The following is a 21,142-nucleotide window of genomic DNA, read 5'->3' as shown; positions in this document are numbered from 1 at the left end:
CCCGCCGCTCGCGTCGAGCACGCCGAGCGGCACGATCGACAGGAACGTCCGCACGACGAGCACGGCGACGACCGCCGTCGCGACCAGCAGGAGGGCGCCCACCGAGGTGAGGACCACCGGCCCGACGAGCGAGGTCCGCGGGGCGGGGCGCGGCGCGGGCGGGTAGGGGCCGTACGGGCCCGGGCGCTGCGGCTGCCCCGGGTACGGCTGCCCCGGGTACGGCTGCCCCGCGTACGGCTGACCCGGGTACGGCGGTGGTTCCTGCGGCGCGGCCATGACCCGCGACCCTACGGCCCCCGCACCGTGCCGCACAGCCCTCGGACGGGATCCGCGCACCCGGGCGACGGGCGACACCCGATCGGTCGAACCTGCGGCGGACGTCCCGGCAAAGCGGACATCCTGCCCTGTAGGTTGTCGGCGCCGACCAGACGCCGGGCAGACGCCGGGCAGACGACGGGCAGACGACGGGCAGACGACGAGCAGGGACGACAGGGGGCTTCGTGGGACCGACTCCGAGCGGGGCGCGCGACGCGACGGCGTCCGCGCCGACCGGCGGCCCGGCGCGCATCGTCGCCGAGCCCGGCGAGGTGGTCCGCGGGCAAGACCCGGACGGGCTGGTCACGGTCGGCCGTGACCTGGCCGGTGCGGTCGTCGAGATCCGGCTCACCGACGGCTGGCGCACCCGGGCGACGGCCGCGACGCTCGGTGCGCACGTCCTGCGGGCGCACGAGGCGTCGGCGCTGGAGTACCTGCGGCGGCGGCTCGCGGCGTCACGGGGTGAGGGCCCGTCGGTCCCCGTCCCCCGCGAGGACGCACCCCCGGTCGAGCCCGCCGAGTTCTCGTCCGAGGAGCTGCTGGAGGCGCTGGCCGCGCAGGAGGCCGAGCAGCCCGGGCTCCGGGCGGCCCGGGCGCAGCGGCCCGCCGAGCGCACGGTGCGTGACGTCGAGGGCTGGGTCACCGCGACCGCGGTCGGCGAGAGCCTCCGGTCGCTCGAGCTCGACGCCGCGCGGCTGCGCGTGGTGCCGGACGCGAGCGTCGAGCAGGCACTGCTGCGCGTGCTCGCGCAGGTCACGGCGAGCGCCGCCGAGGTGCAGCGGGCGTTCGAGCGGGACTTCCCGGCGACCGCGCGGCTCGCCGCGATGAGCGCCGCCATCCGTCAGGCGAGGTCAGGAGGTCGGTCATGACCGACGGCACGGGGTTCCGCGTCGACACCGCGCTGCTGCGCACCGAGGCGGCCAGGTGGGACGAGATCGCCGCGACGTTCTCGGCGGGCGTGCGGACGCTGAGCGACGAGTGCGGGGTCGTCCTGTGGTACCTCGACAGCATCACGGCGGAGACGGCCTGGCAGCACGAGTGGGTGACGACCACCACCCAGATCGTGAACTTCGCCTACCGGGGCCGTGACCGCATCGCGGGCGCCCCGGGCCTGGGCATCCCCGGCGTGGCGGCCGTCCTGCGGGCGATGGCGGACGCGTACGACGCGGTCGACGACGACGCGCGCGTCACGTTCCAGCAGGGCTTCGACGCCGCGCTCGACGCCCGCTGAGCCGACACCCGCTGAGCCGACACCCGCCGACCGACGAGACGAACGGACGACGACCATGACCGCACCCGCACCCCTGCCGCCCCGGGCCACGTACGACGCGCAGGTCGCCGCGCACGAGAGCGACCTGGTGACGCTGGGCGAGCAGCCGGCCGAGGCCACCGCGGGGGCGAACGCGAGCCTGCAGGAGCTCAGCTGGTGGGACCGGCTGTGGGAGTGGGTCACGGACGTGGTGGACGAGGTCCAGCGCAAGCTCGAGGAGCTCGTCGCGAAGGTGGACGAGTTCTTCGGGACGGTCACGGGTCTCGACCAGGGCGACCCGTACGCGCTGTACGCCGCGGGCGAGGGGTACCTCGCCGCCCAGCGGACGTTCAGCGGGCTCGCCACGTCCTTCTCCCCCTGGAACCTCCCGGCGCTGGACGGGTGGGAGGGTCAGGCGGGCTCCGCGTACGCGGCCGCGGTCCCGGTGCAGGCCGCGGCGGTGGACCGGCTCGCGTCCTGGTGCGGCTCGGCGGGCGGGATCCTCATGGACCACTCGCGCAACGTGGTGAACGAGTACCTCGCGATGCGCGCGACGGTCCGCTCCAAGGTCGTGGCGATCACCCAGGCGGTGGCGTCCCTCGCGTTCGTCGACCCGGTGAAGCTCACGGACACGATCGAGAAGGTCATCGGGCTGACGGCGGAGATCATCCAGGCGGTCGACGACCTGCGGACCGCGTTCCAGCAGTGGGCCAACGAGTCGCTGCGCTCGACCGACGCGCTCAAGGTCGCGATGGCCGACCAGACCGGGACGCAGGGCGGAGGGTGGCCCGAGCTTGTCCGCGCGTAGGTCCGGCACGCGCGCCACGCCGGACCGGCAGCGGCGTCGCCGACGCCCGCTCGTCACCGTGGCGGCGCTCGCGACGCTCGCGGTGCTGGCCACGGGCGTCGGCCTGGCCGTCGCGCACGCACGGCGCGACGACGCACCGGACCTGGTGGCGCTCGACGAGGTGTTCTCCGACGAGGGTCTGCGCGGCTGCGTGGCGCGCGCGCTCGACGCGGACGGCACCGCCCGGGTCCCGCGCGACCGGCTCGAGCGACTGGACCGGGTGAGCTGCGCGAACCCGGAGCCCGACGTCGCCTCGCTCGAGGACCTGCGGCACCTGCCCGGCCTGACGTCCCTCGACCTCGTCGGGACCGGTGTGCGGACGCTCCCCGCGGGTGCGCTCCCCCACCTGACGGACCTGTCCCTCACCGCGACCGGCGTGACGGACCTGAGCGCGCTCGCGGCGCTGCCGTCGCTCACGTCGCTGCACCTGGGCGGCCGGTGCTGGGCCCCGCAGGCCCCTGCGGACCTGGGCGCCCTCGCGCGGGTCCGCGGGCTGACGCGGCTCACGCTGGACTGCGTCGACGCGGACCTCACGCAGGTCGGCCGGCTCACGGGGCTGACGGACCTGTACCTGAGCGTGCCCGCCACCGACCTGGGCCCGCTGCGCCCGCTCGCGTCGTTGCGCGCGCTCGCGGTCGTCGAGATGGACGTCGACCTCACGCCCGTGGCGGACCTGCGGGGGCTGCGGTCCGTGGACCTGGCGCGCAGCCGGGTGCCGGACCTGAGCCCGCTCGCCGCGCTGCCCGAGCTGGCCCGGCTCGACCTGACGGGCGCGACGGTCGGGTCCCTCGCGCCGCTGGCGGACGTGCCCGCGCTCGAGGACCTGGTGCTGCGGGGCACGGTCGCGCCCGACGCCGGTTCGCTCGCGCTGGACGGCGTCGAGATCCGCCGGTAGGCCGTCAGCAGCAGCTCTCGTGCGCGGTGTGCTCGCGCGCGTCGTCGCGGGCGCGCCACCACTGCGCACGGGTGAGCGGCGTGTGGTCCGCACCGGCGTGCGCGGCGACGTACCGGTCGTACGCCGCCTCGCCCGTGAGCTCGCGGACGTACCAGCGCACGCCCGCGAGCGCCCGGCGCACGCGCGCCCCCATCAGTGGTGCCCGCCGCGCAGCAGGGCCGGGTCGCCGACCACCGCGTGCTCCGCCTCGACCTTGCGCTCGAGCGGGGTGGGGACCAGGAGCCCGGACGGTGCGTAGAAGTGCGAGGGCTGCGGCGGGTCCTCGCTGCTGCCGACGTCGTACCCGCGGCCGGCACCCGCGCGCACCGCCTGCACCACGGTCACCAGGGCGGCGGCCATGAGCGCGGCGACGAGCACGACGAACGCGATGGACAGCGTCCCCTGGATCGCGGTGTTGCGGACCGTGGCCTGCGCGTCCGCGAGCGCCTGCCCGCTCAGGGTCCCGGAGTCGATCGCGTCCTGCGCCTTGCGGTGCAGCGCCCAGTACCCGAGCGCGACGTCGTCGGAGAAGATCTTCTGGAACGACGCGGTGAACGTGGTGGCGGTGTCGATCGCGAGCGGGACGAGCGGGATCCACGCCCATCTGACGTAGCCCTTCTTGACGACCATGACGGTGACGATGGTCAGCGCACACGCCGCGATGAGCTGGTTCGCGATGCCGAACAGCGGGAACAGGGTGCGGATGCCGCCGTTGGGGTCGGTGACGCCCATGAGCAGGAGCGACCCCCAGGCGGCGACGACGACGCCCGTGGTCAGCCACGAGCCGACCCGCCAGCCGGGGTCGCGGAACTTCGGCACGAGGTTGCCGATCGCGTCGCCGAGCTGGAACCGCGCGACGCGGGTGACCGCGTCCACGGCGGACAGGATGAACAGCGCCTCGAACATGATCGCGAAGTGGTACCAGAACGCCATCATGGCCTTGCCGCCGACGACGTTGTGCATGATGTTCGCCATCCCGACCGCGAGGGTCGGCGCGCCGCCGGTGCGCGACACGACGGACGGCTCGCCCACGTCGTCGGCCACGGCCTCGAGTGCGGCGGCTCCGGTGAGCGTGACCTCGTCGCCGTCGACCACCGTCTCCCAGATGATCTCGGGCTGGTTGCCGGCGGGGTCGGAGACGCCGAGGTTGGCGATCGCCGCGGCGGCGTTCTCCTCGGGGGTCGCCTGCGCGGAGTATGACGAACCCGCGGTCGCCTGGATGGACGCCGCCGACATGTTCATCGAGAAGTAGATGCCCTGGTTGAGGGACACGGCCGCGGCGAGCGCCATGATCGCCACGAACGACTCCATGAGCATGCCGCCGTACCCGATCATCCGGGCCTGCGACTCCTTCTGGATCATCTTGGGGGTCGTGCCCGACGAGACCATCGCGTGCATCCCGGACAGCGCGCCGCACGCGATCGTGATGAACAGGAACGGGAACAGCGCTCCCGCGAACACGGGCCCCTCGGTGTTGAACGCGAACTCCGTGAAGTCGGGCATCTGCGCGACGGGCCGCACCACGACGATCCCGATCGCGAGCACGACGATCGTGCCGACCTTCATGAACGTCGACAGGTAGTCGCGCGGCGTGAGCAGCAGCCACACGGGCAGCACGGCGGCGAGGAAGCCGTAGACCACCATGCACACGACGAGCGTGGTGGGGGTCAGGTGGAAGAAGTCGCCCCACGACGACTCGGCGACGTAGCGGCCGCCGATGATCGCGGCGAGCAGCAGCAGGAACCCGATGACCGAGACCTCGCTGACCCGTCCGGGCCGCAGGAACCGCAGGTACAGGCCCATGAGCAGCGCGATGGGGATGGTGCAGCCGACCGAGAACACACCCCACGGGCTGTCCGCGAGCGCGTTGACGCACACGAGCGCGAGGACGGCCAGGACGATCATCAGCATGACGAACACGACGACGATCGCGACCGTCCCGCCGAACCGCCCGATCTCGTCGCGCGCCATCTGACCGAGCGACCGCCCGCCGCGGCGCATCGAGTAGAAGAGCACGAGCATGTCCTGCACGCCGCCCGCGACGATGACGCCGAAGATGATCCACAGCGTCCCGGGCAGGTAGCCCATCTGCGCCGCGAGGACGGGCCCGACGAGCGGACCCGCGCCGGCGATGGCCGCGAAGTGGTGGCCGTACAGGACGCGCCGGTCCGTCGGGTCGAAGTCGCGGCCGTTGTTGATGCGCTCCGCGGGGGTCGCGCGCGTGTCGTCGGGGCGCATCACCTTGCGCTGCACGTACAGCGCGTAGAACCGGTAGGCGATCGCGTAGGACGCGACGGCGGTCACGACGAACCAGATGGTGTTGACCTCTTCGCCCCGGACCACCGCGAGCATGGTCCAGCCCAGGGCGCCGACGAGCGCCACCGCGACCCACACCGCGATGCGCGCGGGCGTCCACCGCGGCCGCTCGACGATCCCGACCGGGACCCCCGAGCCGTCGCGCAGGACGTGCTCCGCCTCCTCGTCCGTGTACTGCGGCAGCGCGTTCGTCGTGCTCGTCATGGCGGCAGCTCCATCGGTGCGGGGGTCGACGACGAGCCCATCGTATCCCTGCCCTCCGCGGGCGGCGACTGGACCGGCGTCCGACTCCCGGGCGCGGTGCACACCGGGGGCCGGGTGCGACGATCCCGGCGGAACGGGCAAACGGTGCCGGGGGTGCGGTGTACGGTGACGGCAGCGCTGGTCCGACGAGCGACGTCGTGGGGGCGGACGTCGGGCAGGCAGACCACGGGCGCGGCACGGCCGGGTCGCGATGAGGCGCACGGCCGTGGGAGGGGCGCGGGCCGCCCCACGCCGGCAGGCACCTGCCGCACCGGATCCCCCTGACGATCGGACGGCACATGCCACCGACCTCCGCGCCCGGGCACCCAGCCCCCCGCCCGCTGCCCCTCGGCCACCCCTCGGCACCGCTCGAGCTCCTGGGCGTGATCTCGGCGACCGTGCCGCTCGAGCACCGGTCCGGGTCCCGGTCGGCGCGCTACACGGTGGCCGCCCGGTTCTCCCGCAGCGCGTCCGCGTGGGAGCGCTCGTTGATCGAGCACCCGCACGTGCACACGATCCTCGCCGAGCAGGGCTACGGGTCGGTGCGCCTCAAGGTGCTCGACCGCCGCCTGCTCATCGAGAACACGAACATGCAGATGCTCGAGCGGGGGCTGGCCGCCGCGATCGCGGCGATCCTGTCCGCCGTGGACCGGGAGGTCGCGGCCGGGCGCGCGCGCAGCCTGCGCGAGGCGCAGCAGCGCCGGGCGGCCCAGGCGCCGCGGTCCGTCGTCGGCGAGTGACGCCGGCCGAGCCGGTGGCGGACCTCGCGGTGCTCGCCGCACGGGTGCGCGCGCTGCGGGACGCGCGCGGTGGCGAGCGCGTGATCGTCGGGATCACCGGGAGCCCGGGCGCGGGCAAGACGACGCTCGCGTCCCGGCTCGTCGCCGAGCTCGGGCCGGGTGCGGTGCACCTGCCGATGGACGGCTTCCACCTCGCCAACGCGACGCTCGACGCGCTGGGCCGTCACGACCGCAAGGGCGCGCTGGACACGTTCGACGGGTGGGGCTTCCTCGCGCTGCTGCGCCGCGTGCGCGCCGAGCGGGACCACGCGGTGTACGCACCGTCGTTCCGGCGCGAGGTCGACGAGCCCGTGGCCGGCGAGGTCGCGGTCGAGCCGCACCACAGGGTCGTCGTGGTCGAGGGCAACTACCTGCTGGTCGGCGCGGGCCCGTGGGCGCGCGTACGCGACGTGCTCGACGAGGCCTGGTTCACCGTGACACCGGCCGACGAGCGGACGCGGCGGCTGGTCGCCCGCCACACGCGTCACGGCCGCACCCCCGAGGCGGCCGCCGCATGGGCGGACCAGGTCGACGGGCGCAACGCCGCGCTGGTCGAGGCGACCGCGGTGCGCGCGGACCTGCTCGTCGCGGGCGGGTGTCGGACGACGGTGGGAGCCTCGGACGATGGAGATCGAGCGACTGCAACCTGACGGGCTCGTGCGCAGCCCGGCCTTCAGCCACGTCGCCGTCGTCCCCCCGGGCGCGACGCTCGCGGACGTCGTGCAGTGGACCGTGCTCGTCCACACCGACGCGGACCTGGGCGCGGCGTACGGGGCGATCGGGCCGATGCTCGCCACCGGCGGCGCTCCCCCGCTCGTCACCGCGGCCCGCGTCGCGGGGCTCGGGGTCCCGGGTGCGCTGCTCGAGGTCAGCGCGGTCGCGGCGGTCGTGCGCGACTGACGGCCGCCGCGACTCGCGGTGTGGGTCGCGACCGTGGGCCTCCGGCTCGCCCGCACAGGGCGTCCCTCGGGTCGTGGCGGACGGCTCTCGCTGCCCGGCACGGTCGTGACTGATGCGTGCCTGAACAGTAAGGTCCCCGCCCGCCGCGCGCATCCGGAACGCAAAGCGCAGGGCAGGAGTCGGCGTGCGCGAGGCGCGCTCGGCAACGCGTGGGGCACGTCCACGTCCCGGTCCGGGCATGGAAGCACCCCGGTGGGCGCGGTTTCCGGGCGCGCGCCCACCGGGGTGCGTCTGTGGCTCGACTCAGCCGACGCGGTGCGTCAGGAGGCCGAGCAGCTGATCGACGGCCACGTCCAGTTGCCGCCGTGGTTCACGGTGAAGCCGAAGGTGGTCGACTGACCGTTGGCGAGGCTGCCGCCCTGCACGACCATCGTGCGCTGCGCGGGCCAGCTGGCCTGACCGCCCCAGACCGCGGAGATGAGCTGCGGGTACTGGAGCTGCACCGTCGTCGTCCACGAGCTGATGTTGCCGTTGGCGCGGACGGTGACGTTGCCGTTGAACCGGTCGCTCCACTTCTGACCCTCGGAGTACGTGACCGAGCAGCTGCCGCCACCCGTGGGGGGCGGGGTCGTCGGGTTCGTCGTCGGGTTCTGGGTGGGGTTCTGGGTGGGGTTCTGCGTCGGGTTCTGGGTCGGGTTGGTCGTGCCGCCACCCTCGACCGGGGTGCCGCCCGCGTTCAGCTGGTTCAGGACGCTCGTGTACGCCTGCTTCTTGTTGCCCGAGCCGTCGAAGAGCAGCGGGGTGCCCGAGGAGCGCCACGAGTCGGAGTCCTTGACGCCCCAGACCGTGATGCCGGTGCAGCGCGCGACCGAGAGGCACGCCTGGACGACGCCCTTGAACTGGTCGGCCTGCGAGGAGCCGGAGCCCTCGATGTCGAGCTCGGTGATCTGCACGTCCACGCCGAGCGCGGCGAAGTTGCCGAGCGTGGTGTGGTAGTTCGACGGCACCGGGTTGCCGGAGTTGAAGTGCGCCTGGAAGCCGACGCAGTCGATCGGGACGCCGCGCGACTTGAAGTCCTTGACCATGTTGTACACGGCCTGCGTCTTCGCGTGCGACCAGTTGTCGGTGTTGTAGTCGTTGTAGCAGAGCTTGGCGCCCGGGTCGGCGGAGCGGGCGGCCCGGAACGCCGCCTCGATCCAGTCGTTGCCGGTGCGCTGCAGGTTGGAGTCGCGGCGCGCGCCGGACGACCCGTCCGCGAACGCCTCGTTCACGACGTCCCAGGCGTAGATCTTGCCCTTGTAGTGCTGGGCGACCTTGGTGACGTGGTTGAGCATCGAGTTGCGCAGCGTGGTGCCGGACTGGTTCTGCATCCAGCCGGGCTGCTGGGAGTGCCAGGCGAGCGCGTGGCCACGCACGCGCTTGCCGTTCTGGAGCGCCCAGTTCACGATCTGGTCGCCGCTCGAGTAGTTGAAGTTGTTCTGCGACGGCTCCGTCGCGTCCATCTTCATCTCGTTCTCGGCCGTGATCATGTTGAACTCACGGTTGGTGATGTTCAGGGTGCCCGAGTTGTTGAAGTAGTGGCCGGCCATGGCCGTGCCGAAGTACCGGCCGGTCTCGGCGGCAGCGGCCTGGAGCGTGCTGCCGGCTGCCTGCGCCGGGACGGCGAGCGAGACCGCGATGGCGGCGGCTGCGAGGCCGCCGACTGCGGCGACCAGCCGGCGGCTCGCCTGCCGGTTGCGGTGACGTGGGGTCGTCATCGATCCCTCCTGGGGTTCGGGGTAGCGGGGGGCTCTACATCGGTGAAGATTGCCCGGCACGCCACTTTTCGCCCGGGACGCCCGACCCGTCAAGGGCTTCGGGCCCGATTGATAGTTTCGGAACCGGGACCGAAGCGATTTGCCACCCTTACAGGGGACCTACGCCCGTGTAGGGTGCACTCGAACGGTAGATTCCGGGTGACGTGGACATTCACCCAGGCGGCGCATCCTGAGGCGTTCCGCAACTATCGGACGGCCGCCCTCGCCGTCAGGCCGAGACCCCCACGCGGTGGACCTCGATGTGCACCCGCCGCTCCTCGAGCCGCGGCACCAGGAGCCCCACGTGCACGCCCGTCCGCAGCGACGCCGGCCCGCCGTCCGGGACCTCGAACACCGGTGTCGTGAGGATCGGTACCTGCGGCCGCGGCGGGTGCAGCGCGGTGTTCGTCACCGACACCACCACGCCGTCGGCGAGCCGCACCTCGTAGCGCGCCCACAGCTCCACCGAGCCGTCCGGGCGCTCGAGGTTCCAGTCCGCACCGCCCGGCAGCACCACGCCCTCGAGCCCGCCGCTCCCCGGACCGCCGGTCACCGTCCCGCCGACCACCGGGATGACCCGGCGGAACCCGGTGGGCACGTGCCCCACCTCGACCACCTCCCCCAGCAGCGCGTCGATCGTCAGCACGTGCACGCTCGTCAGCGCGGCACCGCTCACCGCCGCTCCTGCGTCAGCACCCGCTGCGCGAACCGCGCGATGCGCGCCCAGCCCGCCCGGGCCTGCTCGTCGGGACCGAAGTGCGTGAACGCGTGCCCGCAGCCCGGCTGCACCACGTGCTCGACCGGCACGCCGGCGGCCGCCAGGCGCGCCGCGAGCGCGTCGCCCTCGGCACGCAGCAGGTCGAGCTCCGCCGTGAGCACGAGGGTCGGCGGCAGGCCGCTCAGGTCGTCGGCCAGGAGCGGGGACGCGAGCTCGTCGGACGGGTCCGCACCGCCCAGGTACCAGGCGTTGAACCGCGCCCCGGCCTCCGCGAGGCCGACCGCCCCCGGGTCGGCGTCCGCGGTGAGCTTCGCGGCGGGCGGCGTCGCCAGGTCGAGCGGCGCGTAGTCGACGACGACCCCGCGCAGTGCCGGGCCGCCCGTGCGCCGGGCCAGCAGCGCACCCGCGAGCGCGAGGTTGCCCCCCGCGCTGTGCCCGGCGACCGCCAGCCGGCCGCCGTCGAGCCCGTGCTCGTGCCCGTGCTCGGCGAGCCACCCCAGCAGACCGTGCACCTGGTGCACCGCCGCCGGGAACGGGTGCTCGGGGGCCAGCACGTAGTCGACGTTGACCACCGCGCAGCCCGTCGTGTCGGCGAGCAGCCGGCAGTACGGGTCGTCGTCGCGCCCGTCCCCCAGCACGAACCCGCCCCCGTGCAGGTTCACCAGCACGGGCAGCCCGCGATCGACCGCGCCCTCGACCGCGCTCTCGACCGCCGTCGCGTCGGCCCGCGCGGGCCGGTAGACCATCAGCTCGCGCACCGGTCCGTCCGTGGCGAGCACCTCGTACGTCCCCTCGGGGAGCTCCGGCAGGGCACGCGGGAGGGTGGCGGCGTGCCGTGCGGCCTCCGCCCGGAACGCCGTCACGTCGTCGAGTGTCACGTCGAGCTCCTCATCCCTTCACCGGTCAGCCCGCCGACGATACGCCGCTCGAACAGGCTGAAGAACAGCAACGCGGGCAGCATCGCCAGCGAGGTGAACGCGAGCACCTTGACGCCGCACCCTACGAGGCCCGCGCCGGCGTGCTCTCGCGCTCGACCAGGCGCAGGTCCGCGACGTGCAGCACCGGGGGTCGGCGCGTCGCCCCCGGCACCTCGTCGAGCCGCGCGCGCAGCAGGTCGACCGCCACGTCGGCGATCTCCCGACGGCCCGGGTCGACGGTCGTGAGCGCCGGCACGGAATACCGCGCGTCCTCGATGTCGTCGAACCCGACGACCGCCACGTCGCCCGGGATCGACCGCCCCCGCACCTGCAGCTCGAACATCGCACCCAGCGCGAGCGCGTCGTTGAACGCCACCACCCCGTCGACCTCGACGCCCGAGTCGAGCACCGCCGCCATCGCCCGCGCGCCGTTCGCGCGGTGCCAGCCGTCGTCGGCCCAGCCGAGCAGCCGCTCGTCGACCGCGATTCCGCGCGCCCCCAGGGCCTCCCGGTAGCCCAGGTACCGCAGGGCCGCCGAGCCCGCCGTGGTCGCGTGCAGCATCCCGATCGCCGCGATGCTGCGGCGCCCCACGTCGAGCAGCAGGTCCGTGGCGGCCCGCACGCCCTCGACGTTGTGCATGGTCACGTGGTCGACGTGCCGCGAGAACATCTGCTCGCCCAGCAGTACCAGCGGGTAGTCGAGGTTCTCGAGCAGGTGCGCGTCGGACTGGTCGAGCGCGGCCGGGCTGAACACCAGGCCGTCGACGAGCCGGCGCCGCGGCTCACGCAGCGCGCCGAGCTCCCCCTCGCGCGTGAAGCCCGTCGGCTGGATGAGGACGTGCAGGCCGTGCCGGCGCGCGGCCGCGAGGATCTCGTCGGCCAGCTCGCCGAAGTACGGCTGCCCGAGCTCCGGGACCGCGAGGCCGATCAACCCGCTGCGACCCGAGCGCAGGATCCGGGCCGTCACGTTGATCTCGTAGCCCAGGTCGTCCACCGCGGCCAGCACGCGCGCCCGCGTGGACTCGCGGATGTACGGGTAGCCGCTCAGGACGTTGGAGACCGTCTTCGCCGAGACGCCGGCGCGCCGCGCGACGTCCGCCATCGTCGCCACAGCCCACTCCTTCGCGTCGCCGCCGGGGTCCCGCGCGCGGGCGCGCAGGCAGCGGCAATCTACCCGAGCACGCCCGGGCACGGCGGTGCGACCGCTCTGCTCCCGCGGGACCTCATCGGTACAGTTCTCGCGTGCCCGACAAGCTGCTCTCCGCCGGACAGATCCGACTCGCCCGCACGGCGACCGCGCTCGTCATGGGGCTGCTGGTGCTGGGCGTGACGGTCGCCCTGCTCACCTACCCCAGCTGGCAGCTCGGGCTGGCCCTCGCGCTCGTCGTGGCCGCGGCGGTCGGGGCCGTGCTGCTGCCGGGACGCATGCTCGCGCCGCTGCAGCAGGGCGTGCCCGCGTCCGCCTACCTGGCCTCGGCGGGGCTCGCGCTGCTCGTCGTCGCGCTCGTCGTCGTCGCCGGCGTGCTGTTCTCGCAGGCGCCGATCTCCTGACCGTCGGACGGGACGTCAGGTCCGGTCAGGTCCCGTCGCCGTACCGCTCCCGGTAGACCTCCTCGCGCGCGCGGGCGACCTGCTCGCGACCCTGCGCGACGAGCGTCTCGCGCTCCTGCGGCGTGAGGGCCACCCACTGCTCGGTCGCGACGCGTGCCGCGGGGGCCACCACCTCGTCGAACTCCGGCGTGCGCGCCACGTCCCGCAACGTCCGGCGGCCCGCGAGCACGTCGTCGAGCATGTCCCCGAGCGGGGTGCCCACGGCCTGGTCCCGCAGCGCGGCGACCTGCCGGCGCAGCACGCGGTCGGCTCCCGCGTCACCCGCCGTGACGCTGAGGAGAGGCGGCCGCTCGTCCTGCTCGCTCATCACACCCCCGGGTTGTCGTAGGCGCCCGCGGGCAGCGGGTGCGTGCTGAAGCCGTGGATCGATCCCAGGTAGCCCGCGGTCACGCCGACCACCCCGTCGACCGCCGTGATCGCGTACCCGTGCACCTCGATCACCTTGAGCCACGTGCGCACGGCCTGCGTGATCGAGAACGCGGTCGCCCCACCACCGAGGATCCCGCCGACCACGGTCCACGACGACGCCGCGGCCGCCGCCGCGCTGATCGCCGCCGCGATCGCGTAGTCCAGCAGCGCCTGCAGCAGTCCGACGAGCATCGTCTGCGTCGACTTCATGCCCTGCGCGACCACGTCCACCTCGTGCGCGATCGACGTCAGCGGCGTCCCCTGCTCCCGCACGGCCGACTCGAGCTCCGTGAAGTAGCGCGACGCCGCCGCGGCCGCGTTGCCGTCCCAGCCCTCGCGGAACGTCGCGCGCGCCTCCGCCAGCTCGCTCGCGTACTGCTGGTGGAACGTCGCGAGATGCTCGAGCGCGGACGCCGCGCGGGACATCGCCTCCCAGTCGCCCGAGAAGTGCTCGGTCACCCACTCCAGGGGGTTCGTGCCGCTCACCTGCTCGATCACCCACATCAGCCAGTAGCTGGGGCTGATGAGGTCCGGGAAGTGCAGCGCCAGGTCGACGAAGTCGGGGATGGGCGCCGACGCGACGGGCGTGACGAGGGCGTCCGCGGCCGAGGTCATCGCACCCCGCCCGGCGTCTGGGCCTGCAGCGCGTCCATGCGTGCGTCCGTCGCGTCGTCGGTCCGGCGGTAGGACTCGGCCGTGAGCCGCAGCTCCCGCGCGGACGCCTCCGTGAGCTCCTTCAGGCGCGAGATCTCGGCCTCGACGGCGGCGCGCACGTCGTCGAGCACGCCGATCGCGGTCACGAACATCCCGGAGTCCCCGAGCCCGCCGGAGAGCTCGACGTGCGAGCGCACGTACGTGCGCGCGGTGCTCGTGTCACCGGCGAGGCTCGTCAGCGCCTGCGCCGCTGCGTCGAGCTTCGCCTCGTCGACCCGGAACGTCATCGCCCCACCCTTTCGTCGCTCGTCGTAGGCCCCCGGCGCCACGTGGACGCACCCTAACAACCCGGACATCGGCGCGCGCACCGGCCGTCCGGCGGGCGGGCACGGCCGCCGGTCAGCCGGCCGGGACGGGGGCCCGGCGCGCCCGGTCGATCACCGTGAGCACGCCGACGACGACGAGCGCGAACCCGGCGAGCTCGAGCGCGGGCGGCACGCGGCCCTCCCACACGAACACGTACGTCAGCCCCGCGCACACCTGGACGACCACGGGCTGACCGGCCCCCGAGATCGGCGTCAGCGCCCGGGCATCGTGGCAGCAGCGGCCCGGTCACGGCGCCGCTTCTCGCGCCCGGGCCCGCGCACCTGCCGCTCGTAGACTCGCCGGGTGCCACCCCGCTCCCCGCTCCCGGCACGTCACGGCCTCGACGCCGCGCGGCTGCGCACCCCCGACCGGGTCGGCACGGCCGGCGCCCCCTGGCCCACCATGGGCGCGTGGCTGCGCCACCGGCTGCCCGAGCACGTCGACGTCGCGCGCATGCTGACGGACGGCCGGTTCGTCGACGATGGCGGCCGCACGCTGCACGACGACGACCCCTACGTCCCCGCGCGGTACGTGTGGTTCCACCGCGACCTGCGCGACGAGCCCGAGGTCCCGGGCGTCGTGCACGTCGTGCACCGCGACGAGCGACTCGTCGTCGTCGACAAGCCGCCGTTCCTGTCCACGATCCCGCGCGGGCGGCACGTGATGCAGAGCGTCGTGGTGCGGATGCGCGCGGAGCTCGACCTTCCCGAGCTGTCCCCGCTGCACCGGCTCGACCGCGTCACCTCGGGTCTGCTCATGCTGGCGACCGAGCAGCGCTGGCGTGGGCCGTACCAGACCGCGTTCGAGCGGCGGGCGGTCGACAAGACGTACCTCGCGCTCGCGCCCCTGCGCGCGGACCTCGAGCTCCCGCTCGTCGTGCGCGACCACATCCGCAAGGACCGCGGCACCGCGCAGGCCCAGGTCGTCCCGGGGGCGCCCGTCAACGCCGAGACCCTGGTCGAGCTGGACCACGAGGTCGACGGGCCGGACGGCACGCAGCTGGGCGTGTACCGCCTCACGCCGCGCACGGGCCGCACCCACCAGCTGCGGCTGCACCTGTCCGGGCTGGGCATCCCGATCGTCGGCGACCCCCTCTACCCGGTCGAGCGCGACGTCGCGGTCGACGACTTCCGCACGCCCCTGCAGCTGCTGGCCGCCGAGGTCGCGTTCACCGACCCCGTCGACGGCGCCCCCCGGCGGTTCCGCAGCGTCCGCGCCCTGCCACTCGTCGCACAGACGCCCGAAGATGGTCGGACGGGCTTGCAGGGCTAATCGTTTCTCCCGGATCCGCACCCCGGGAAGCGCGTGCCACAGTCGCGCCAAGGCGTCGTGTGAGCGATAACACGGCGCGCGGCTCGAACTTCGCTTCCGGGAGCGTGCACCATGAGCGACACCGTCGTCGTGTCCACCCACCATGCCCAGCCGGCCCACCGTCGCCCACGGCGACGACGCTGGACCACCGTCCTCGCGCTGGCGGGCCTCGCGCTCCCCGCGCTCGTCGCGGTCGTCGCGGCACCCGCCGCCACCGCCGCGACCATCGACACCACCGCGTCGTACGTGCTGCTCAACCGCCAGTCCGGCAAGGCGCTCGACGTGTACAACCTCGCGACCAACGACGGCGCGCGGATCACCCAGTGGTCCCGCAACGACGGCGCGCAGCAGCAGTGGCAGTTCGTCGACTCGGGCGGCGGCTACTACAAGCTCAAGTCGCGCCTGTCGGGCAAGGTCCTCGACATCTCGGGCCGGTCCACCGCCGACGGCGCCGCCGTGATCCAGTGGTCCGACACGGGCGGCACCAACCAGCAGTTCAGCGTCCAGGACGTCGACGGCTACATCCAGCTGATCGCCCGGCACAGCGGCAAGGCCGTCGAGGTGCAGAACGCGTCCACCGCCGACGGCGCGAACGTGGTGCAGTACGCGGACTGGAACGGCGCGAACCAGCAGTGGCAGCTCGTGCGGCTGGGGGGCGGCAGCAGCACGCCACCGCCGCAGACCGGCACGTTCACCAACCCCGTGGTCTGGCAGGACTTCGCGGACGGCGACATCATCCGCGTCGGTGACGCCTACTACTACTCGGCGTCGACCATGCACTACTCCCCCGGCGCACCGATCCTGCGCTCGTACGACCTGGTGAACTGGGAGTACGCCGGGCACTCGGTGCCGCGTCTCGACTTCGACGACAGCGGGTACGACCTGTCCGGCGGGCGCAAGTACGTCAAGGGCATCTGGGCGTCGACGCTCGGCTACCGCAAGAGCAACAGCACCTACTACTGGCTGGGCTGCACCGAGTACAACCGCACCTACGTGTACACGGCCACCGCGGTCGACGGCACGTGGTCGAAGAAGGCCCGGATCAACAACTGCTACTACGACGCGGGCCTGCTGGTCGACGACGACGACACGATGTACGTGGCGTACGGCAACGGCACGATCAGCGTCGCGCAGCTCAACGCCGAGGGCACCGGGCAGGTGCGCGCGCAGCAGGTGTTCCAGACGCCGTCGAACGTCGGCACGCTCGAGGGTGCCCGGTTCTACAAGCGCAACGGGTACTACTACATCTGGCTGACGCGCCCCGCGAACGGCCAGTACGTGCTGCGCTCGCGCTCGCCGTTCGGCCCGTACGAGATGCGTCAGGTGCTGCTCAACCTGCCCGGCCCGATCTCGGGCGGCGGCGTCCCGCACCAGGGCGGCCTCGTCCAGACGCAGGCCGGCGACTGGTGGTACATGGCCTTCACCGACGCGTACCCGGGCGGCCGCGTGCCCACCCTCGCGCCGATCACCTGGACCGCCGACGGCTGGCCCACCCTGCAGACCGTCAACGGCCGCTGGGGCACCACGTACAACCGCCCGAACATCACGACGAGCAAGACGGTCGCCCCGATGATCGGCCGCGACACCTTCGTCGGACCGACCCTGGGCCACCGGTGGGAGTGGAACCACAACCCCGACACCAGCCGGTTCAGCGTCGGCAACGGGCTGCGCCTGCAGACGGCCACCGTCACGGGCGACCTGTACAGCGCGCGCAACACCCTCACCCACCGCATCCAGGGGCCGACGTCCACCGCGACGATCGAGCTCGACTACTCCGCGATGGCGAACGGTGACCGCGCGGGGCTGGCGATGCTGCGGCAGTCGTCGGCATGGATCGGGGTGGTCCGCGCGAACGGCGGCACCCGCGTGGTGATGACCGACGGCCTCACGATGAACAGCTCGTGGCAGACCACCGGGACCGGGGTCGAGCGCGCGTCGGCGAACGTCTGGGGCGGGCGGATCTGGCTGCGCGCCACCGCGGACATCCGCCCGGGCTCCGGCCGGACCGCCACGTTCTCCTACAGCACCGACGGCACCAGGTTCGTGCCGCTCGGTCCCGCGTTCGTCCTGAACAACCAGTGGGAGTTCTTCATGGGCTACCGGTTCGGGATCTTCAACTACGCCACGCAGGCGCTCGGCGGCGCCGTGACGGTCCGCAGCTTCGACCTCACCACGCCCTGAACCTCCCGCACGTCATCGGCAACCGTCGACCGTGCGACCAGCGCACGGTCCCAACAGAGAGTGAGTCACGCATGCGCACGACAACCCCACGGCAGCACGGCTGGCGGCGACGAGCGGTCGCGCTCGCCGCCACCACCGGGCTGGCCTTCACGACGATGCTCGCGCTCGCCAACCCCGCCCAGGCGGCCTCGACGCTCGGCGCGTCCGCCGCGGAGAAGGGCCGGTACTTCGGCACGGCCATCGCCGCGGGCCGGCTGAGCGACTGGACGTACTCGTCGATCGCCAACCGCGAGTTCAACATGATCACCGCCGAGAACGAGATGAAGTGGGACGCGACGGAGCCGTCGCCGAACAGCTTCAACTTCAGCCGCGGCGACCAGATCGCCAACTGGGCGCGCTCCAACGGCAAGCGGGTGCGCGGTCACGCGCTGCTGTGGCACGCGCAGATGCCCGGCTGGGCGCAGAACCTGTCCGGCAGCGCGCTGCGCAGCGCCGCGATCAACCACGTCACGCGCGTCGCGTCGTACTACCGCGGCAAGATCCACTCGTGGGACGTCGTCAACGAGGCGTTCGCCGACGACGGGCGCGGCAGCCGCCGTGACTCGAGCCTGCAGCGCACCGGCAACGACTGGATCGAGGCCGCGTTCCGCGCCGCCCGCGCCGCGGACCCGGGCGCCAAGCTCTGCTACAACGACTACAACACCGACGGCATCAACGCGAAGTCCACGGGCGTCTACAACATGGTCCGCGACTTCAAGGCCCGCGGCGTGCCGATCGACTGCGTCGGGTTCCAGTCCCACCTCGGGACGAGCCTGCCGGGCGACTACCAGGCCAACCTCCAGCGCTTCGCGGACCTGGGCGTCGACGTGCAGATCACCGAGCTCGACATCCAGCAGGGCGGCAACCAGGCGAACATGTACGCCCAGGTGACGAAGGCGTGCCTCGCGATCGCGCGCTGCAACGGCATCACCGTGTGGGGCGTGCGGGACTCCGACTCGTGGCGCACGGGCGCCAACCCGCTGCTGTTCGACGCGTGGGGCAACAAGAAGGCCGCGTACACCTCGGTCCTCAACGCGCTCAACGCGGGCGGCGGCAACCCCGGCAACCCCGGAAACCCCGGCGGCTCGTCCATCGACACGAACGCCTGGTACGTGCTGCTGAACCGCAACAGCGGCAAGGCGCTCGACGTGTACAACCTCGCCACCAACGACGGTGCGCGCATCACGCAGTGGTCGCGCAACAACGGCAACCAGCAGCAGTGGCAGTTCGTCTCCACCGGTGACGGCTACTACGAGATCCGCTCGCGCCTGTCGGGCAAGAACCTCGACGTGTACGCGAAGTCCACGGCCGACGGCGCGGCGATCGTGCAGTGGACCGACACCAACGGCTCCAACCAGCAGTGGCGCGCGACCGTCTCCAACGGGTACGCGACCATCACGAGCCGCCTCAGCGGCAAGGCGCTCGAGGTCCAGAACGCGTCGACCGCCGACGGCGCGAACATCGTCCAGTACTCCAGCTGGGGCGGCGCCAACCAGCAGTGGCAGCTGGTCCGCGTGGGGTGAGGTCCACGCGGGGCGCCGGGTGAAGATCGTCGGCGTCGCGTATCAGCCCGCACGCATCCGTGTCCTCGTCCGACGTTGCCGCCGCGCAGCGAGCGGCGACGGCACGATCCACCTCGACCCGGAGGCCGGCGGCGCCTGATCCCGCCCGCGAGCCGGCCCGGTCACGACGACCGGGCCGGCTCGTCTCGTCCGCAGCCCCCCGGGCCGGTCAGTGCGGCGGTCGCAGGTCCGCGAACGCGGTGTCCGCGTAGCAGCCCAGCTCGCCGGGCTGCAGGTATACCCGCGGCACGTGCACGTCCCGGACCACACCGTCCCGGCCGCGGGCGACGAGCACGCGGTCGTCGCCGTCCCCGGTCCCACGGCGGCCGCGAGCGCGACGACGAGCACGGGGACGACCCGGCGGGCGGGAGAGGGCACACGTCAGGGTAGCCAGGGCGACGTGCGTTGCGTGCCGTTCCTCCCGGATCGGTCGCGCAGCCCTGGGCACGTCACGGCGGGTCCGCGGTCTCAGCCGACGAGGTGGCCCCGCAGCTCGGTGACCTCGAACGGCGCCAGCGTCGCCGTCGTGAGCGCCGTGCCGTCGATGGCACGCCACTCGTGGTCCTCGTCCTCGTCGACCCGGTACTTGCCCTCCCACACCGTGGTCAGCGTGACCGTGAACATGCCGGTCTGCTCGTAGACGTGCTCGACGTCCCGGTTCGGGTACGGGCCACCCGGTGAGGTCGTCGTCAGGGTGTGACCGTCACCGAACTCCCACGTGTACTCGACGGGCCACGTCACCACGTCGATCCCGTAGTCGAGCAGGCTCGTGCGGAACGTGCGCTCGTCGGGCTCGACCCACCCGATGATCCCCTTGTTCACCAGCACCGTCCCGCGCGCGCCGGGCTGACGGTGCGTCGCGGTCGGCTCGATCGTCAGCCGGCGGAAGTCGGCCCGCGTGAGCTGCGGGAGCAGGTCGTCAGGGCAGGCCCACCCGATCCGCATCTCCCAGTTCGACCACGGTGAACGCACCGTCACGCGGGTCCGGCGCCACAACGGCATGACCGGCTCGTCCTCGTCGCACCCGGGGAGCACGACGGTGCCGTTCGGCGGCGAGCACTCTCCGTCGATGTCCGACTCCAGGTGCTGCGAGTCCACGTTGCACAGCCGCGCGTACGCGTAGTCCACCAACGGGTTCTTGCGCGCCTTCCACGAGCGGTACTCGCGATAGCGATCGAGGGTGTCAGAGAGACCCACCTCGTCCTCGCCCAGGTCCACTCGTGTCTTGGCGTGCGCTGGTGTCGTCAGGACGAGAAGCGCCGCCAGGCAGATCACCCCGACCGCGGGCGGCCTTCGGAACCTCATGTCTCTGGGCTGAACTCGTCGACCTGGACAGCCTCCACCGTCCACCCGTCCCCAGCGCGCGACAGGACCATCGTCGCCTTGAGCTGGAGCGTGTCGGGAAAGTCCTCGACGACGGTTCCGTCGGCGGCCACGGTCTGGGAGGGGTACTCGGTGAACTGCACGCTAGCGACGAAGGTGCCGTCTTGCCGTGCTGCCGCCGATCCGAACCCGATGTCCACGGCACCGCCTGTGCCGTGGTTGCCCGCGTCATGCACCTCCTCGGCGCTCTCACGCCCACTGGCGCAATAGCCGCAGTCAGCGCCGCTCAGTGCATCCCACTCGGCGTAGTCCCCCGTCGCGACGATGTACGTGTACAGCGCTGTGAAGTACTTGGCGACGGCGATCGCATTGTCCTCGGTGGCTGGGCCGTCGAGAGCGGCCGGGCGCGCCGGGGGCGTCGAGACGTCCTGGTCAGGACCCGACGTCGGCGCCGCGCTCGGGGCCGGGGTGGGCGTGGGGGTCGGTGACGGGGTGGGCGTGGGTGACGGCGCAGGTGCCGCCGAGCTCGTCGTCGCCGTCGCCGTCTTGGCCGCACCCTCGGACGTGCAGCCGGCCAGCGCGAGCGCTCCGACCAGCACAAGGCCGCACGCCCGGCTCCCCCTCGATCGCATGGGGATGAAACTACACAGATCGACCAGTGCTCGACCGCGGT

25 protein-coding genes are annotated in these 21,142 nt (G+C 73.0%); 11 read left to right on the top strand and 14 right to left on the bottom strand.

Annotation, left to right across the window (positions count from 1 at the left end):
• Nucleotides 1-276 (bottom strand): hypothetical protein (locus CUD01_RS12005; protein WP_176586712.1); only part of this gene is annotated, 276 nt, incomplete at its 3' end.
• Nucleotides 277-500: 224 nt separating this feature from the next.
• Here CUD01_RS12005 and CUD01_RS12000 point away from each other — a divergent pair.
• The 4 genes from CUD01_RS12000 to CUD01_RS11985 are packed head-to-tail and all read left to right on the top strand — an operon-like array spanning nt 501 to nt 3,306.
• Nucleotides 501-1,184: a hypothetical protein gene (locus CUD01_RS12000; RefSeq protein ID WP_141321350.1), complete on the top strand. Its 684-nt coding sequence runs from the start codon at nt 501-503 to the stop codon at nt 1,182-1,184.
• Nucleotides 1,181-1,546, top strand: a complete 366-nt coding sequence (locus CUD01_RS11995) for a hypothetical protein (protein ID WP_094181526.1) — start codon at nt 1,181-1,183, stop codon at nt 1,544-1,546. The genes CUD01_RS12000 and CUD01_RS11995 overlap by 4 nt, the downstream gene beginning before the upstream one ends.
• Nucleotides 1,547-1,601: 55 nt before the next feature.
• The gene (locus CUD01_RS11990; protein WP_141321348.1) at nt 1,602-2,372 is read left to right on the top strand and encodes a hypothetical protein; all 771 of its coding nucleotides are present in this window, start codon (nt 1,602-1,604) and stop codon (nt 2,370-2,372) included.
• Nucleotides 2,359-3,306: a leucine-rich repeat domain-containing protein gene (locus tag CUD01_RS11985; protein WP_141321346.1), complete on the top strand. Its 948-nt coding sequence runs from the start codon at nt 2,359-2,361 to the stop codon at nt 3,304-3,306. Before CUD01_RS11990 ends, CUD01_RS11985 begins: the two co-directional genes overlap by 14 nt.
• Before the next feature lie 4 nt (nt 3,307-3,310).
• On the opposite strand, the gene CUD01_RS11980 is transcribed toward CUD01_RS11985, so the two are convergent.
• Complete coding sequence (locus tag CUD01_RS11980) at nt 3,311-3,487, bottom strand: CstA-like transporter-associated (seleno)protein (protein ID WP_208405287.1); 177 nt, start codon at nt 3,485-3,487, stop codon at nt 3,311-3,313.
• A gap of 11 nt (nt 3,488-3,498) precedes the next feature.
• Complete coding sequence (locus tag CUD01_RS11975; protein ID WP_141321342.1) at nt 3,499-5,865, bottom strand: carbon starvation CstA family protein; 2,367 nt, start codon at nt 5,863-5,865, stop codon at nt 3,499-3,501.
• Between the two features lie 338 nt (nt 5,866-6,203).
• Here CUD01_RS11975 and CUD01_RS17145 point away from each other — a divergent pair, with 338 nt between their 5' ends.
• The 3 genes from CUD01_RS17145 to CUD01_RS11965 are packed head-to-tail and all read left to right on the top strand — an operon-like array spanning nt 6,204 to nt 7,583.
• Nucleotides 6,204-6,644 carry a hypothetical protein gene (locus CUD01_RS17145; RefSeq protein WP_243861004.1) on the top strand — a complete coding sequence of 147 codons (441 nt, stop codon included), beginning with the start codon at nt 6,204-6,206 and terminating at the stop codon, nt 6,642-6,644.
• On the top strand, nt 6,641-7,333 hold the full coding sequence (locus CUD01_RS17140) for a nucleoside/nucleotide kinase family protein (RefSeq protein WP_244937766.1): 693 nt from the start codon (nt 6,641-6,643) through the stop codon (nt 7,331-7,333). The genes CUD01_RS17145 and CUD01_RS17140 overlap by 4 nt, the downstream gene beginning before the upstream one ends.
• Nucleotides 7,308-7,583, top strand: a complete 276-nt coding sequence (locus CUD01_RS11965) for a hypothetical protein (protein WP_141321338.1) — start codon at nt 7,308-7,310, stop codon at nt 7,581-7,583. Before CUD01_RS17140 ends, CUD01_RS11965 begins: the two co-directional genes overlap by 26 nt.
• Nucleotides 7,584-7,903: 320 nt before the next feature.
• Here the strand turns inward: CUD01_RS11965 and CUD01_RS11960 are convergent, their stop codons facing one another.
• The 4 genes from CUD01_RS11960 to CUD01_RS11945 all read right to left on the bottom strand — a co-directional run bounded on the left by CUD01_RS11960 (nt 7,904) and on the right by CUD01_RS11945 (nt 12,116).
• Nucleotides 7,904-9,340 (bottom strand): glycoside hydrolase family 10 protein, encoded by a 1,437-nt coding sequence (locus CUD01_RS11960; protein ID WP_141321336.1) that lies wholly within the window; start codon nt 9,338-9,340, stop codon nt 7,904-7,906.
• Nucleotides 9,341-9,608: 268 nt separating this feature from the next.
• A complete protein-coding gene (locus CUD01_RS11955; protein ID WP_141321334.1) occupies nt 9,609-10,055 on the bottom strand; it encodes a DUF3237 family protein in 447 nt (148 codons plus the stop codon).
• Nucleotides 10,052-10,975, bottom strand: a complete 924-nt coding sequence (locus tag CUD01_RS11950; protein ID WP_141321332.1) for an alpha/beta hydrolase — start codon at nt 10,973-10,975, stop codon at nt 10,052-10,054. Before CUD01_RS11950 ends, CUD01_RS11955 begins: the two co-directional genes overlap by 4 nt.
• A gap of 121 nt (nt 10,976-11,096) precedes the next feature.
• Nucleotides 11,097-12,116, bottom strand: a complete 1,020-nt coding sequence (locus tag CUD01_RS11945; protein WP_141321354.1) for a LacI family DNA-binding transcriptional regulator — start codon at nt 12,114-12,116, stop codon at nt 11,097-11,099.
• Between the two features lie 140 nt (nt 12,117-12,256).
• On the opposite strand from CUD01_RS11945, the gene CUD01_RS11940 reads away from it, so the two are divergent.
• Nucleotides 12,257-12,565: a hypothetical protein gene (locus CUD01_RS11940; protein WP_141321330.1), complete on the top strand. Its 309-nt coding sequence runs from the start codon at nt 12,257-12,259 to the stop codon at nt 12,563-12,565.
• 25 nt (nt 12,566-12,590) lie between these two features.
• Here the strand turns inward: CUD01_RS11940 and CUD01_RS11935 are convergent, their stop codons facing one another.
• The 4 genes from CUD01_RS11935 to CUD01_RS16605 all read right to left on the bottom strand — a co-directional run bounded on the left by CUD01_RS11935 (nt 12,591) and on the right by CUD01_RS16605 (nt 14,239).
• Nucleotides 12,591-12,932 carry a hypothetical protein gene (locus CUD01_RS11935; protein WP_141321328.1) on the bottom strand — a complete coding sequence of 114 codons (342 nt, stop codon included), beginning with the start codon at nt 12,930-12,932 and terminating at the stop codon, nt 12,591-12,593.
• On the bottom strand, nt 12,932-13,648 hold the full coding sequence (locus tag CUD01_RS11930; RefSeq protein ID WP_094181514.1) for a WXG100 family type VII secretion target: 717 nt from the start codon (nt 13,646-13,648) through the stop codon (nt 12,932-12,934). Before CUD01_RS11930 ends, CUD01_RS11935 begins: the two co-directional genes overlap by 1 nt.
• Nucleotides 13,645-13,974 (bottom strand): hypothetical protein, encoded by a 330-nt coding sequence (locus CUD01_RS11925; protein ID WP_094181513.1) that lies wholly within the window; start codon nt 13,972-13,974, stop codon nt 13,645-13,647. The genes CUD01_RS11930 and CUD01_RS11925 overlap by 4 nt, the downstream gene beginning before the upstream one ends.
• A gap of 112 nt (nt 13,975-14,086) precedes the next feature.
• The gene (locus CUD01_RS16605; protein WP_166772047.1) at nt 14,087-14,239 is read right to left on the bottom strand and encodes a hypothetical protein; all 153 of its coding nucleotides are present in this window, start codon (nt 14,237-14,239) and stop codon (nt 14,087-14,089) included.
• Between the two features lie 117 nt (nt 14,240-14,356).
• Between CUD01_RS16605 and CUD01_RS11920 the strand changes: the two genes are divergently transcribed.
• From CUD01_RS11920 to CUD01_RS11910, 3 genes are all read left to right on the top strand, one after another.
• A complete protein-coding gene (locus tag CUD01_RS11920) occupies nt 14,357-15,325 on the top strand; it encodes a pseudouridine synthase (RefSeq protein ID WP_141321326.1) in 969 nt (322 codons plus the stop codon).
• Nucleotides 15,326-15,436: 111 nt separating this feature from the next.
• Nucleotides 15,437-17,545, top strand: coding sequence for a family 43 glycosylhydrolase (locus CUD01_RS11915; protein ID WP_141321324.1), 2,109 nt, complete (start codon nt 15,437-15,439; stop codon nt 17,543-17,545).
• A 71-nt stretch (nt 17,546-17,616) separates the two neighbouring features.
• Nucleotides 17,617-19,107 (top strand): glycoside hydrolase family 10 protein, encoded by a 1,491-nt coding sequence (locus tag CUD01_RS11910; protein WP_141321318.1) that lies wholly within the window; start codon nt 17,617-17,619, stop codon nt 19,105-19,107.
• Between the two features lie 208 nt (nt 19,108-19,315).
• Here the strand turns inward: CUD01_RS11910 and CUD01_RS17270 are convergent, their stop codons facing one another.
• The 3 genes from CUD01_RS17270 to CUD01_RS11900 form a co-directional block, all read right to left on the bottom strand.
• A complete protein-coding gene (locus tag CUD01_RS17270) occupies nt 19,316-19,441 on the bottom strand; it encodes a hypothetical protein (RefSeq protein ID WP_268531843.1) in 126 nt (41 codons plus the stop codon).
• 173 nt (nt 19,442-19,614) lie between these two features.
• The gene (locus CUD01_RS11905) at nt 19,615-20,451 is read right to left on the bottom strand and encodes a PKD domain-containing protein (RefSeq protein ID WP_141321316.1); all 837 of its coding nucleotides are present in this window, start codon (nt 20,449-20,451) and stop codon (nt 19,615-19,617) included.
• The gene (locus CUD01_RS11900; RefSeq protein WP_166772048.1) at nt 20,448-21,101 is read right to left on the bottom strand and encodes a DUF6318 family protein; all 654 of its coding nucleotides are present in this window, start codon (nt 21,099-21,101) and stop codon (nt 20,448-20,450) included. The genes CUD01_RS11905 and CUD01_RS11900 overlap by 4 nt, the downstream gene beginning before the upstream one ends.
• Between the last annotated feature and the right edge of the window lie 41 nt (nt 21,102-21,142).

This window comes from Cellulomonas uda (assembly GCF_006538705.1).
GTDB lineage: Bacteria > Actinomycetota > Actinomycetes > Actinomycetales > Cellulomonadaceae > Cellulomonas > Cellulomonas uda.
Note: the sequence above shows the minus strand (reverse complement) of the source record. Positions and strands in the feature narration are given on the sequence as shown.